The organism is Kitasatospora sp. NPDC004723, from assembly GCF_040609255.1.
GTDB lineage: Bacteria > Actinomycetota > Actinomycetes > Streptomycetales > Streptomycetaceae > Kitasatospora.
Window position 1 is genome coordinate 1 of the sequence record NZ_JBEXJT010000018.1, and the last position, 13,644, is coordinate 13,644.

7 protein-coding genes and 1 pseudogene are annotated in these 13,644 nt (G+C 76.1%); 3 read left to right on the plus strand and 5 right to left on the minus strand.

Features of this window, described 5'->3' with window-relative positions; translation table 11 throughout:
- Window positions 1–467: 467 nt before the first annotated feature.
- A pseudogene (locus ABZW10_RS19035) lies at window positions 468–1,688 on the minus strand (SpoIIE family protein phosphatase); the annotation flags it as partial.
- Window positions 1,689–1,939: 251 nt separating this feature from the next.
- Complete coding sequence (locus tag ABZW10_RS19040) at window positions 1,940–3,325, minus strand: FAD-dependent oxidoreductase (RefSeq protein ID WP_355366761.1); 1,386 nt, start codon at window positions 3,323–3,325, stop codon at window positions 1,940–1,942.
- 537 nt (window positions 3,326–3,862) lie between these two features.
- On the opposite strand from ABZW10_RS19040, the gene ABZW10_RS19045 reads away from it, so the two are divergent.
- On the plus strand, window positions 3,863–4,885 hold the full coding sequence (locus tag ABZW10_RS19045; RefSeq protein WP_355366764.1) for a helix-turn-helix domain-containing protein: 1,023 nt from the start codon (window positions 3,863–3,865) through the stop codon (window positions 4,883–4,885).
- A 545-nt stretch (window positions 4,886–5,430) separates the two neighbouring features.
- Complete coding sequence (locus ABZW10_RS19050; protein ID WP_355366767.1) at window positions 5,431–7,668, plus strand: sigma-70 family RNA polymerase sigma factor; 2,238 nt, start codon at window positions 5,431–5,433, stop codon at window positions 7,666–7,668.
- 60 nt (window positions 7,669–7,728) lie between these two features.
- On the opposite strand, the gene ABZW10_RS19055 is transcribed toward ABZW10_RS19050, so the two are convergent.
- The 3 genes from ABZW10_RS19055 to ABZW10_RS19065 form a co-directional block, all read right to left on the minus strand.
- The gene (locus ABZW10_RS19055; RefSeq protein WP_355366770.1) at window positions 7,729–8,433 is read right to left on the minus strand and encodes a DsbA family oxidoreductase; all 705 of its coding nucleotides are present in this window, start codon (window positions 8,431–8,433) and stop codon (window positions 7,729–7,731) included.
- A 100-nt stretch (window positions 8,434–8,533) separates the two neighbouring features.
- Window positions 8,534–9,055, minus strand: a complete 522-nt coding sequence (locus ABZW10_RS19060) for a universal stress protein (protein WP_355366773.1) — start codon at window positions 9,053–9,055, stop codon at window positions 8,534–8,536.
- Window positions 9,056–9,275: 220 nt separating this feature from the next.
- On the minus strand, window positions 9,276–11,450 hold the full coding sequence (locus tag ABZW10_RS19065; RefSeq protein WP_355366776.1) for an asparagine synthase-related protein: 2,175 nt from the start codon (window positions 11,448–11,450) through the stop codon (window positions 9,276–9,278).
- Between the two features lie 734 nt (window positions 11,451–12,184).
- Here ABZW10_RS19065 and ABZW10_RS19070 point away from each other — a divergent pair.
- Complete coding sequence (locus ABZW10_RS19070; protein WP_350547828.1) at window positions 12,185–13,612, plus strand: MFS transporter; 1,428 nt, start codon at window positions 12,185–12,187, stop codon at window positions 13,610–13,612.
- The last annotated feature ends 32 nt before the right edge of the window (window positions 13,613–13,644 follow it).

Here is a 13,644-nt window from a genome sequence, read left to right on the forward strand (position 1 = left end):
TGACTTTTGGCACGCTGTTGAGTTCTCAAGGAACGGACGCTTCCTTCAGGCGGCTTTCACACCGGCCCTCCGGGCGCTTCGTTCTTTCGTGTTTCCAGCTTACCAGATGTTTTCCGTGCCGTTCCCGGCGCTTCCTTCATCCAACTCGCTGGCGTCTTCTGCGGCTTGACGCCCCGTCCGACGTTTCAAACTCTAGCCGATCACCGCTCCGAAAAGCGAATCCGGCCGCAATCCCTAAAAACAGGCACACCAAATAAACCCTGAGCCGGAACGCGTCGAAACAAATAACGACACGCCTCGGCCCGTAACCGGGAAGAGGTGGTGTTTCAGAGGATTGGCTGCCCCGGGACCGTCCGCGCCGATGCGTGTCCGGTGCTCCCTGCCAGGCAGCTCGAAGAACACTAGACCTCTCGGGCGGCCGAGTCAAGCGCCGGTCTTCCTCCGGGGGACTGATCGTCGTCCACCAGCTGGAAGACCAGCACGGCGACGTCGTCGTCGTGCTCGGAGGTGACCCCCATGGCCCGCAGCAGGCGGGCGCAGACCACCTCGGGCGTGCCGACCGCGCCGCCGAGGGTGCGGGCGAGCTGGTCGAGGCCCTGGTCGATGTCCTCGTCACGGCGTTCGACCAAGCCGTCCGTATAGAGGACGCCGGTGGTGCCGGGCAGCAGCCGGAGGGTGTGCGAGACGTGGACTCCTCCCCCGGTCCCCAGTGGCGGGCCGTTCTGCTCCTCACTGCGCAGGACGGTGCCGTCGGGGCAGCGCAGCAGGATCGGGAGGTGGCCGGCGGAGGCGTAGCCGAGGGTGCGGCGCCGCGGGTCCCAGACGGCGTAGGCGCAGGTGGCGATCTGGTTGGCGTCGATCTCCATGGCGAGGCCGTCGAGCAGGGTCATCACCTTGTGCGGGGGGAGGTCGAGCCGGGCGTAGGCGCGGACGGCGGTGCGGAGCTGGCCCATGACGGCGGCGGCGCGCAGGCCCCGGCCCATGACGTCGCCGATGACGAGGGCGGTGCGGCCGCCGCCGATGGCGATGACGTCGTACCAGTCGCCGCCGACCGCGGCCTCGGCTCCGCCGGGCTGGTAGGTGGCGGCGACCCGGAGGTCGGCCGGCTGGTCGAGCTTCTGCGGGAGGAGGCTGCGCTGGAGGGTGACGGCGGCCTCGCGGTGGCGGCGTTCGGATTCGCGCAGCCGGGCGGCGGCCAGCACCTGGTCGGTGACCTCGGCGGCGAAGACGAGGACGCCGGAGGTCGGGTCGTCGCTCGTTGGAGTGGAAAGTGCGGGCCGGCCGTCGGGGCCCGCACGGCCCGGGTCGCGGGTGAGGGGGACGCAGGAGACGTTGTAGTAGCGGTTGCCGGTGAGGCCGAGGATGCAGCGGGCCTTGACGCTGCGCGGGCTGCCGCCGCGGATCACCTGGTCCATCAGGGGCAGGACGCCGAGGGTGCCGAGTTCGGGCAGTGCGTCGCAGGCGGGCAGGCCGGTGGGGCGCTCGCCGAAGAGTTCGCGGTAGGCGCGGTTGGCGTAGCCGAGCTGGTGCAGCGGGCCGTAGGTGACCGCGACCGGGGCCGGGATGCGGTTGAGGACCTCGCGGAGGTCCTGGGGCCGGTGGGGGTCGAGCACGCCGGTGGGGTCGAGGGCGTCGGCGGTGTCGGCTTGTCCGGCGGGGCCGGTGGGGTCGCGGGGGCCGGGCACCACGACGGCGTCGCCGGACGGCGCGCCGCGGTCGGTGCCGGCCCCGGACGGCGGGGTGGCACGCCACGGGACTCCGGTGAGCCGGGCGCTCCAGCGCATGAGGTTCAAACGACGGCCGCTTCCTCGGGTTCCAGACATATCATCACTTTTTGTGCACTCGTCAGCACACGGGGTAATGACTCGGTCGGGCAGATCCTGTCAGGCGGAGGCCCGATTCCGGAAGTCGTCCGCGCCGGGCGGGCCGCCCGGGCGGCTCACACCGGACGCTCGTCGGCCGGGGCCTGCCGTTCGGGCCGGCCGAGCGGGACGACCTCGCGGGGGAAGAACCCGGCCAGCACCCAGTCCGCCAGGACCCGCACCCGTCGCTCGCTGCTCGGCAGCCGGCGCAGATGGCGGGCCCGGTGCAGCCACCAGGCGCGGCGCCCGGTGAGCCGTCCGCCGCGCCGGGTGTGGGCGACCGCCCGGCCCAGGCCCAGTGAGGTGGAACAGGACGGGGCCTCGGGCCGGTACTCGGCGATGCCGGGCGCGTGCGGGCCGCCCTCCAGTGCGACCAGCACATTGGCGGCCAGCAGTCCGGCCTGCGCGAAGGCGTGCTGGGCGTTCGGCGCGCACGGCGCCCCCTCCGCGTGCGGGTCGGGTACGGCGGCGCAGTCCCCGGCGGCCCACGCTCCCGGCAGCGCGCGGCCGTCCGGGCCCAGCACCTGGAGGGTGGGCAGACAGCGGATCCGGCCGGCGGTGTCCAGCGGCAGATCGGTGGCGCGCAGCACCGGGTTCGGGCGGACCCCGGCCGTCCAGACCAGGGTGCGGGCGGCGAACCGGCTGCCGTCGGAGAGCGCCATGACCCCGCCGACGGCCGACTCCAGGGTGGTGCGCAGACGGACGTCGACGCTGCGCTCGCGCAGTTGGTCCAGGGTGTGGTCGGCGAGTTCGGGCGACTCCTCGGCGAGGATCCGGTCGGTGGCCTCGACCAGCACCCAGCGCAGGTCCTCGGGGGCGATGTTGTGGTGGCCGCGGACGGCGTACCGGGCCATGTCCTCCAGCTCGGCCAGCGCGCCGACCCCCGCGTAGCCGGCTCCGACGAACACGAAGGTGAGCGCGGCCTGGCGGAGCGCCGGGTCGCGGGTGGTGGCGGCCAGGTCGAGCTGCTCCAGGACGTGGTTGCGCAGGCCGACGGCCTCGCCGACGGTGGAGAAGCCCCGGCCGTGCTCGGCCAGCCCGGGGACGGACGCGGTGCGGGAGACCGCGCCGGGGGCGAGCACCAGGACGTCGTAGTCGAGTTCGACCGGCGCGGGCGGTTCGCCCCGGCCGGCGGCGTCGGCCCAGGCCCGGCGGGTGGCGTGCTCGATCCGGGTGATCCGGGCGGTCAGCACCTTGCACTCGGTGAGCTCGCGGCGCAGCGGCACCACCACGTGCCGGGGGTCGATGCTGCCGGCGGCGACCTCCGCGAGCAGCGGGTGGTAGGTGAGGTAGGCCTGTGGCTCGACCACGGTGAGGTGGACCTCGCCGCGGCGCAGCCGCCCGCGCAGGCCGCGCTGGAGGTGCAGCGCCGCGGCCATGCCCGCGCAGCCGCCGCCGACGATCAGGATCCTGATGGCGCACCTCCTGTCGATGGGGCCCGGCGCCCGCCTTCGACCGGGCATGCCCCCATCACGCCCCCCAATAAAGGACCGTCGGCGCCGTCTTGTCCACCGTCCGTACCGTGACGGATGGGGCCGCTGAGGTCCGGCGGGGACAGATGTGCTGCCGGGGTGAGTTTCTGACGCACTTTCGGCCTCGAACGGCCGTGAACTATGGTCGGATTGTGTGGCGGCGCGGCCACTGCCATGTCAACTGGCGGCGACGCACCGTGGAGCGGCCATTACGGCCAGTTCTAGTGTTGGCGGGAGAACCCGACTGCGGGACCGTGATCCGGGGAAGGGTAGTTCCCGGACAAGGCCCCGGACGGGCGCCGACACGCCGTGTCCGATCGCCTCGATCGGGCCGGCGGCGCCCGCCGGATCGGGGTCCGGGTGTTCTGCGCGTGGCCGCACCCGCGGTCGGGCGTCCCCGGGCGGCACCATCAACGGCACGAGCGATGGGTCATCGGTCATTTCTTTCAGGCGTAGCTGCACCGGGGGGTGCAGGGGCGGGCGACGACAGGGTCCGGAACCGGACGCCTGCGGGGGAGAGTTGGGATGATGGAACAGGAGCGACTGTTGGGACGAGCGGGTGCGGCACACCCCGTCCAGGGCGTGGTGCCGGAGCAACGCGGGCCGGCCGAGCCACCCGGAGATTCCGGTGCGGCCGGCGTCCCCGGGCCGACCGGGACGGCGTACACGGCGGTCCCGTACCGGGGCGGCGAGACGACGCAGGCCGGTGGGCCCCCGTCGGGTGCGCGGCTGCGGGTCGACGCCCGCCGGAACCTGGAGAGCGTGCTGCGTGCGGCGCGTGAGGTGTTCGGCGAGTTCGGCTACGGCGCGCCGATGGAGGAGGTGGCGCGGCGGGCCGGGGTCGGCGTGGGCACGGTGTACCGGCGCTTCCCGAGCAAGGAGGTACTGGTCCAGCGGATCGCGGCCGAGGAGGTCGCCTGGCTGACCGCCCAGGCGCGCGAGTCGCTGTACGGCGGCTCCGGCGCGTGGGAGGCGCTGGCCGGGTACCTGGCACGCGCGGTGTCCACCGGGGCCGGGCGGCTGCTGCCGCCGGAGGCGTTCCGGTACGCCGAGGAGCTGGGGCGGGTGCCCGAGCAGCGTTCGCCGGAACCGGTAGGACCGGTCGGGTCGGTCGGCGGGTTCGGCGCCGTGCTGTACGAGCCGCTGCGCGGCGAGGCGGCGGCGTCCCGCGGGTTCGCGGACTCCGGGGTCCGGGCGAGCGAGGCCGAGGCCGCGGCGCTGGTCGCCGACGCCGACCCGAGGCTGCTGCTGCAGTTACTCGCGGCGCTGGTCGCGCGGGCGGGTGCGGCCGGTGAGCTGCGGCCCGGGGTCACCGTCGCGGACGTGGTGCTGGTGCTGACGGCGTCCGTGCCGGTGCACGCGTGGCGCGGTGCCCCGGCGGGCGGTGTCGGGGCCGGGACGGTACCGACAGCCGTTGGCTCGGGTGCGGCGGGCCCGGTGGCCGGGGAGCCGCCGCAGCCGGCCACTGATGGGCAGACGGACGGCCAACCCGTCGAAGGCCCGTCGGACCGGCTGCTGCAGATCCTGCTCGACGGCCTGCGGGCCCGCTGAACGTCACCCCGCCGGACGGCCACCGTCCGCTGCGGGCAAGGAGGTTGGGGAACCGGGCAGCGCGTGGAACGGGGTCGCGCGCCCGGCGTGAGCGACGTCCGCCAGGACGCCGCGCGGCAGGCGAACACATCCGCGACGGCCCCACGGAAGAGTGGGTCACGGCCGGTCCGGCTACCGCCCAACTCTGCCCTATGCCATCCTTTGCCCGTGGTTGGAGCCAATGTCCCGATGCGCGCCGTTCGCGTGCCCTCGGCGCCGTGCAGCGGGAGCTCGTGCGCCCACGCACTCCCGCGCGCCCTGCCACACTACGGGGGCTGTCGTGGAATCTGGGGTCCGTTGTGAGCGCCGAGGAACAGAACGACTACGGATACGGCCTCGACTTCGGCCGGTCCGCCGGGACCGGGCCCGACCGGGGGGCCGACTGGAGGCCCAGCGGCCCGGGCACCGATGCCGGGGGCCCCGGCGGCGGTTCGACGGCCGGTTCGACGGCGTCCGGACAGCTGCCATCGGGGCAGGCGCGGTCCGGCCACGTCCAGTCGGGGCAGATGCAGTCGGGGCAGGTCCACTCGGGACAGGCCCACTCCGGGCTGTCGGCGGGCCAGGTGCCGGACCAGGCCGGGATGCCCAGCCGTGAGACCCTTTCCGCCTCCGCCGCCGCGTTCCCCCAGGGCCGCGTCCCCGGGCAGGCCCCCGCCGGGCGCGGCGGCGTCACCCCGGAGGCCTTCGTCGGCCCCGGCGCCCCGGCACGCCCCACCGTGCCCGCGCCCGCCGATCCGGTCGACGGCGAACGTCCGCCCTCCGACGCCGAGTTGACCGCGCTCGTGCGGGCCGGCGACGACACCGCGTACGAGGAGATCTACCGTCGGCACGCCGACTCGGTGCGCCGCTACGCCCGGACCTGCTGCCGCGACAGCTTCACCGCCGAGGACCTGGCCGGCGAGGTGTTCGCGCGCACCCTGCAGGCGCTGAAGGCCGGCAAGGGGCCGGAGTTCGCCGTCCGCGCCTACCTGCTGACCGCCGTGCGGAACGTCGCCGCGGCCTGGACCCGCAGCGAGCGGCGCGAGCAACTCGTCGACGACTTCAGCGTGTTCGCGCAGACCTCGGCCGCCGTCGTCGACCTCGACCTGGCCGACCCGGGCGCCGACGCCTGGGCGATGGCGATGGCCGACCAGCGCATGGTGATGAAGGCCTACGCCGAACTCCCCGAGGACGACCGGATGGTGCTCTGGCACACCGAGGTCGAGCGGGAGTCGCCGAAGACCGTGTCGGTGATGCTCGGCAAGACCGCCAACGCGACCGCCGTCCAGGCCCACCGGGCCCGTGACCGGCTCGCCGCCGGCTTCCTGCAGGCCCATGTCTCGGGCAGCCAGGCCCGGGACTGCGAGGCGTACGCCAACCGGCTCGGCGCGTACGCGCGCGGCTCACTGCGCAAGCGCGCCTCGGCGGAGGTCGGGCGGCACCTCAAGGAGTGCGACCGGTGCACGGCCGCCTGCCTGGAGCTGTCCGAGATCAACCACGGGCTGCGCGCGCTGCTGCCCGGTGGGGTGCTGGCCTGGATCGGCGTGGGCGGTGCCGGTGCCGCCGCGGCCGCCGTGGGCGGGGCGGCGGTGGTCGGCGGCGCGGCCGCCGGAACCGCGGCCGCCACGGCGGGCGGTGCGGCGACGACGGGAGCGGCGACGGGAGCAACGGGGGCGACGGGTGGAGCCGGGGCCGCCGGTGGCGGCGGTGCGGGCGCGGGTGCGGCTTCCGGTGCGGCCGGGGAAGGCCTGGGCACCGCCGCCAAGGCCGGTATCGCCGCCGCCATCGCGGTGGCCGCCGCAGCCGTCGCCGCGTACGCGCTCACCGGCTCGCCCGAGCCCAAGCCCCCGGTGGCCGCTCCCCCGGCGTCCGCCCCGGCCGTGCCCGCGCCGTCGGCCCCCGAGCCCGGGGCGGCAGCCCAGGAACCGGCGCCGCGGCCGGACCCGGTCGGCCCCGAACCGGACTCCGTGGAGGAGCCCGCTCCCTCGCCGTCCGCGCCCGTGGCTCCCGGCGTGACGCCCAAGCCCGCCCCGCCGGCCGCACTTGGCACGCCGTCGGCCGGTCCGGCGTCGGCCTCGCCGACGACCGCGCCCGCGACGGCCACACCCACGCCGACGCCGACGTCGGCACTCTCGCCGACCCCGACCCCGACGCCCAGCGCGTCGCCGAGCCCGGTCCCGGTGATCCCGCAGCCGAGCCTGCCGCCGCTGCCCACACCCGAACCACCGGTCATCCCGACGCCCCAGCCGCCGGTGATCCCGACGCCCAGCGCCACGGCGAACGTGCCGACGGTGGTCCCCACGCCGCCGCCACCGGCCGACTTCTGGGCCGACGGCCTGCCGGTGATCAAGCCCGGCAACAACCGGGTGCCCCCGCCCCAGCCGAGCATCCGGCAGAAGGGGAGCGACTGGTTCTGGCAGCGGAACGACCTGTCGATCGCGGGCGCCGAGCACCGGCACGGCATCTCCGTGCACGCTCCGGCGACCACGCTGATCGACCTCAACCGCACCTGCACGTCCTTCGACGCGGTGGCCGGGATGGACGACCTGAGCGTGACCTTCGGCGGCGTGGTCTTCTCGGTCCAGGGCGACGACGGGCGGACGCTGTGGAGCTCGCACACGCTGCGGGCGGGCGACGCGGCGGTGCCGGTGCACGTGCCGCTGGACGGACAGAAGTCGATCAAGCTGGTGGTGACGCCGGTGAACGGCATCTGGTCGGCGCTGAACATGGCCGACTGGGCCGAGGCCCGCTTCAGGTGCGTCTGACCGTCTGAAGCGGGCCCCGGGGGCGGCTCGGACCAGGCCGCCCCCGGGGGACGGGGCGGCTCAGATCGCGCAGGAGCCGTCCGCGCAGGCCTCGCCGGCCGGGGCGACCTGCACCGGCGCGGGCTGGCGCTCGCCGATCTCGGTGGCGACCTGCTCCAGCACGCGGCGGAAGGTCTCGGAGTCCTGGCCGCCCTGGACGGCCCACTTGCCCTCGAAGACGAAGGTCGGCACGGCGGTGATGCCCAGCTCGCGGGCCTCGGCCAGCTGCGCGCGGACCTCGGCGGTGCCCTCGTCGCCCGCGAGGTAGGCGGCCACCCGGTCGCGGTCCAGCCCCGCCGCGACGGCGACCTCGGTGAGCGCGTCGCGGTCGCCGACGTCCACGCCGTCGGTGAAGTGCGCCTTGAGCAGGGCCTCCTTGAGGCGGCCCTGGGCGGCGGCGCCGTACTCGGTCTCGGCGAGGTGCAGCAGGCGGTGGCCGAGGAAGGTGTTGGCGTGCAGGGCGGCGTCGAAGTCGTAGGTGATGCCCTCGGTGCGGCCCAGCTCGGCCACCCGGGCGTCCATCGCGACGGACTGCGGGCCGTAGCGCTCGGCCAGCCACTCCCGGTGCGGGCTCGCGGTGGCCGGCGCGTCCGGCACCAGCTGGTACGGCCGGTAGACCACCTCGATGTTCTCCTTGCCCGCGAAGCCGTCGAGCGCCTGCTCGAAGCGGCGCTTGCCGATGTAGCACCAGGGGCAGGCGATGTCGGAGTAGATCTCGACCTTCATGACGGGGGCTCCAGGGAAGTGGGGAGGGGAGTACGGTCCGAAATTGGTGAACGGTGAACCATCTCGGGGCATTCCCGGCGCTCCAGGGAGCTCCCGGCGCTCAGTTCTCGGGCGGGGCGGGGACGACCAGCACGGGGCAGGCCGCGTGGTGGACGACGGCGCTGCCGACCGAGCCGAGGAGGAGGCGGGTGAAGCCGCCGTTGCCCCGGGTGCCCAGCACCAGGGTGTGCTGGCGGGCCGAGGCGGCCAGCAGGACCTCGATCACATTGCCGAGCACCACGTGCAGGGTCATCTCGGCGGTGCAGGGGTGGGGGCGGGCCTGCTGGACGGCGGTCACCGAGCGGCGCAGGCCGTCGGCCATCGACTCGACCAGGGTCTCCACGCTCTCCTGGACCAGCTCGGCCATCCCCGGCGGGTAGCCGGCGGGCGCCGGGTTGACCACGGCGAGCACGTACAGGGGCAGGCCGTGCGCCTCGGCCTCGGTCATCGCCCGTTCCAGCGCCCAGAGCGAACCGTCCGACCCGTCGCACGCCGCGAGCACCCCCGGCGGTCGCCCCGTCGGCGGCCTCCCGAGCACCGAGAGCACGACGGGGGCGGACGGATCCGGACTGGCGCTGGTCACCACGACCTCCGTGGATGCGGGAGAGGGGGGAAGGGAAGGGACGGAACGCCCCGCCATGATCGCCGCCCGACCCCCGCCCCGCCCCGAGCCGCGCCGAACGAACCCAGGAGGCACAACGCGACGCACCGGCCGCACAGGAAGTCGGACCCGCCGACTTTCCACTCCACACGCGCGGGGCCGACCAGGGGGAATCAGGAGACCGGTCGGCATATTTCGGGGGTCAGGGGAAGCGGGTGGGGGTGAGGGCGGGGTGGGTGGGGTGGGGGAGGCCGGTCCAGCAGGCGCCGTGGCGGCGGGCGCGGATGCGGCGGAGCCAGAGTTCGGTGGCGACCAGGTCGGCGAGGCCGGCGAGGGTGGCGGGTGGGAGGGGGGTGGCCCGGTCGGCGGCGCGGGTGAGGGCGGAACGGACGGCGGGGAGGTCGATGAGGCCGGCCTCCGCGAGCAGGGGGGCGTCGAAGAGTTCGGCCAGGCCGTCGGCGGCGAGCCGCAGGCCCGCCCGGGCGGGGGCGGTGCGGTCGGGGCGGGGCCCGCGTCCCCAGTCGGGCGGCAGGTCGGTGCGCCCGGTGCCGGCCAGGACGGACCGCAGCAGCGCGTGCCGGGCTCCGGGCTGGAGGCGGACGTCGTCCGGGAGCAGCCGGGCGGCGCGCACCACCTGGTTGTCGAGGAAAGGCGCGTGCAGGCGCTGCCCGGGCTGTTCGGTGGCGTGCACCAGCGTGCGGAAGCCGCGCGCGTGCCGGTGGAGGGCGTGCCGGGCCCGGTACGCGCCCGGGTGTTCCCCGGGCGCCGGTTCGCGCGCCGCCAGGCGCAGCCGCAGCGCGACGGCGGAGAGCGCCTCGTCGGACAGCCAGCGGGCGGCCGGCCCCGGGACCACCCAGGCGAGGTCGTCCGCCGAGCGGGTGCCCGCCGTACCGCCGCCGTCGGAGGTGCGGCGCAGGGTCAGCTTCACGGCCGTGTCGTCGAGCGCGTCCGCGTACCGGCTGCGGGCGAGCCGGTGGGCGGCGCGCAGCACGGTGAGCGGGGTCCGCAGCGCGCCCGCGAGGACGCCGGCGGCGGCCCGGTCGGCGCCCGCCAACGCGGCTACCGGGGAAAGGAGTTCGCGCGCCCGGCCGGCCCGGACCAGGTCGGCCAGCCGGGCCGGGTGGCCGTCCAGGACGTGCCGGGCACCGTGGCCGGTGAGGTGCTCGGTGCCGCCCGCCTCGAACCGGGCCCCGGCCCAGGCCGCGGCGACGAGTTCCGGCCCGGGCTCGTCGGTGAGCCGCCCGGCCGTCGGGTCGGCGCGCAGGTCCGCGTAGGGGAGGGTGTCCGGGCCGGTGGCGAGCACGATGTGGCGCAGTCGCGGCACGTCCGGGGCGGCGGGGGCGGCGGCGTCGCCGGAGGTGATGGCGGCGACCGGCTCGGGGGCGGTCCGCGGTCGGCCGGCGGTGCGGGCCCAGGAGCCCTTCACGGCGCCGGTGCGCACGACCGTCGGCCGGTCGACGCCCGGTCCCGGCTCCGCCGCCGGTCCGAACTCGGCGGGCGGCGGCCCGGGCTGCCGCGGGACGCCGGCGGCCGGCGGAACGGCGGCGGCGAGCAGGGCGACGGTGGCCGACGCCGGCCCGTACGAGAGGTCGACGCCGAGCCGGGCCCGCCCCGGCGGCCCGGCCGGGCTGCTGCGGACCCGGAAGCGGACCGATTCCAGCAGCGCCCGGGTGAGTTCCCGGACGGCCGCCGCCTCGCCGCGCCCGCGCGCCCCGCCGGCACCCGGCTCGTCGTACCCGGAGAGGAACGGCCGCCCGTCCCGCAGGCCCAGCGCGTGCCCGGGCGGCACCCGCTGCACGCCGAGGTAGGGCGTGCCGGTGCCGAGTGCCTCCGGCGCCTCGGGGCAGGCCAGCCGGGCGGCGAGGTGGCCGGTGTCCAGTGGTGCGCCGATCAGGTCGGCGAGCGGCAGGGCGGCGGTGGCGTACGCGGTGCCGCCGCCCCAGGGGGTGTGGAAGACCGGTCGGGCGCCGGCCAGGTCGGTGAGCAGCACCGTGGAGCGGGTGCCGCTGCGCAGCACCACGGTGTAGCCGCCGGGCCAGGCGGTGAGGTGGCGGACGGCGCCGCCGCGGGCGGCGGCCAGGCCGGCGGCGAGTTCGGCGTCGGTGGCGCCGCAGTGGCCCAGGACGGCGAGCCTCAGCACGGCGGGGCCGGCCTCGACCGGGTCCGGGCCGGTGGGGCCGGTGGTGACGACGGCGGGGGCGCCGGGCCGGAGGGTGACCAGGCGGATCTCCTCGGGCCGCCAGTCGCCGACGGCCCAGAGCGGGTCGGGCCCGCCCCACAGGGGGCGCGCGGCGATCGGGGCGACCGCGCCGGGCGGCTCGTGCGCCGGCGCACCCGGTCGGGGCGCGCCCGTGCACCAGCCCGTCAGCCACCGCATCACGCCTCCACCGCACGAGGACCAGCACCGCGCGGTGCGCCCGTCAGCGGGCGGTCCCCCTGGTCGGCCCGTGGCGCACCGTCAGAAGACATGGTGCCACCGGTCGCGCTCCCGGTGACCGGAGTTGTCGTTTCCGGTACGCCTCCGGGCGGGCGCGTGCACCCACCGGCACCCGGCGTCGAACGCCCGGACGACACTCGGACGCCCCCCGGACAACGCCCCGGACGGGCCGCCCCGTCGGGGCGGGCCGGGCCTCCCCCTCCTCGGCCCGGACCGCCCTCCGCAACGCCCTGTCATGGCCATCGCGAAATGGCCGAAAGACGTCGCTCTGCCCGGGAGGGCATCCGCATGCCCTCCCGGACGGCGCCACCGCCCGCGGGGATGTAGGCGGTGGCATCCCCCGGCCCGCCGGGTCCTCGACGGCGGGCCGACCCACGACCACCAGCGAATCGCCGACCAGCCGGTCGGGCCAGGGGGCACGGCCGGGCGCACATCGACACGGGACCGGAGCACGACGCTCCGGCGCGCCGCCCGGACACCCCCGGACGGCCGGATCCGGGCGGTCCGCACCGATCCGCCGGACCGCCCACGTGCCGGACCCGGGCGCGCGATCCCGCCATCCGGAATGCGGCCTCTTAACCGTCGGAACGCGTCCGACTACTCTAGGTACAGCAGCTACGGCCCGGTGCCGCCCGGGCCCCGCGCACAAGGCCGCAGGAGGTGCCCCCGCCACCATGACCGTCAGCCCACGAGGACCGAACGAACGGCTCGGCACGCTCCTGACGCTCGCTCAGATCAGCAACGCGGGGCTGGCCCGCCGCGTCAACGACCTCGGCGCACAACGCGGGTTGACGCTCCGCTACGACAAGACCTCGGTGGCCCGCTGGGTCAGCAAGGGCATGGTCCCGCAGGGGCCCGTCCCGCACCTGATCGCCACCGCCATCGGCGGCAAGCTCGGCCGGCCGGTGCCGCTGGAGGAGATCGGCCTCGGCGACACCGACCCGGCACCCGAACTCGGCCTCGCCTTCCCGCGCGAGGTCCCCGACGCGGTGCGCTCCGCCACCGACCTCTGGCGGGTCGACCTCGACCTGCGGCGCGGCCCCGGCGGCGGGCGCTGGAGCGACAGCCTGGCCGGCACCTTCTCGGTCGCCGCGTACGCGACCCCGGTCTCCCGCTGGCTGATCACCCCCGCCGACGGCTCGGTGGCCCGCGAGGTGCCGCGCTCCCCCGCCGAGGCCGGCTCGTACCGGGTGGGCCACTCGGACGCCGCCAAGCTCCGCGAGGCCGCCCAGGAGGCCCGCCGCTGGGACTCCAAGTACGGTGGCGGGGACTGGCGTTCGTCGATGGTGCCGGAGTGCCTGCGGGTCGAGGCGGCACCGCTGCTGCTGGCCTCGTACAGCGACGCGGTGGGCCGGGCGCTGTTCGGCGCGACGGCCGAACTCACCCGGCTGGCCGGGTGGATGGCCTTCGACACCGGCCAGCACGAGGCCGCCCAGCGCTACTACATCCAGGCCCTGCGGCTCGCCCGGGCCGCCGCGGACGTCCCGCTCGGCGGCTACGTGCTGGCCTCGATGAGCCTGCAGGCCGGGTACCGGGGCTTCGCCGAGGAGGCCGTGGACCTCGCCCAGGCCGCCCTGGAGCGCAACCGAGGCCTGGCCACCGCCCGGACGATGAGCTTCTTCCACCTGGTCGAGGCACGGGCCCAGGCCAAGGCGCGGAACGCGGCGGCGTGCGCGACGGCGCTCGGGGCGGCGGAGAGCGCGCTGGAGCGGGCGCGCGCTGGGGATCCCGATCCGGCGTGGATCGACTTCTACGCCTACGACCGGCTCGCCGCCGACGCCGCCGAGTGCTTCCGCGACCTCGGTGTGCCCTCCAAGGTCCGCCAGTTCACCCGCGAGGCGCTGGCCCGGCCCACCGAGGGGTTCGTCCGCTCGCACGGCCTGCGGCTGGTGGTCTCCGCGATGGCCGAGGCCGAGGCGGGCAACCTCGACGCGGCGGTCGCGGCGGGCGAGCGCGCCGTCGACGTGGCCGGGCGGATCTCCTCGCAGCGCAGCCGCGAGTACGTGGTGGAGATGCTGCGCCGGCTGGAGCCGTTCCAGGGCGAGCGCCGCGTCCGCGAGTTGACCGAACGGGCCCGCGCGGTGATCGTCGCCCCGGCCTGACCGACGGCCCCGCCGACGGCCCCGCCGAGGGC

Excerpts from the sequence above, each read along its gene's own strand:
- ABZW10_RS19040 (WP_355366761.1), bottom strand. The coding sequence starts at position 3,325 with ATGCCCGGTCGAAGGCGGGCGCCGGGCCCCATCGACAGGAGGTGCGCC.
- ABZW10_RS19045 (WP_355366764.1), top strand. The coding sequence starts at position 3,863 with ATGGAACAGGAGCGACTGTTGGGACGAGCGGGTGCGGCACACCCCGTC.
- ABZW10_RS19050 (WP_355366767.1), top strand. The coding sequence starts at position 5,431 with ATGCAGTCGGGGCAGGTCCACTCGGGACAGGCCCACTCCGGGCTGTCG.
- ABZW10_RS19055 (WP_355366770.1), bottom strand. The coding sequence starts at position 8,433 with ATGAAGGTCGAGATCTACTCCGACATCGCCTGCCCCTGGTGCTACATC.
- ABZW10_RS19065 (WP_355366776.1), bottom strand. The coding sequence starts at position 11,450 with ATGCGGTGGCTGACGGGCTGGTGCACGGGCGCGCCCCGACCGGGTGCG.
- ABZW10_RS19070 (WP_350547828.1), top strand. The coding sequence starts at position 12,185 with ATGACCGTCAGCCCACGAGGACCGAACGAACGGCTCGGCACGCTCCTG.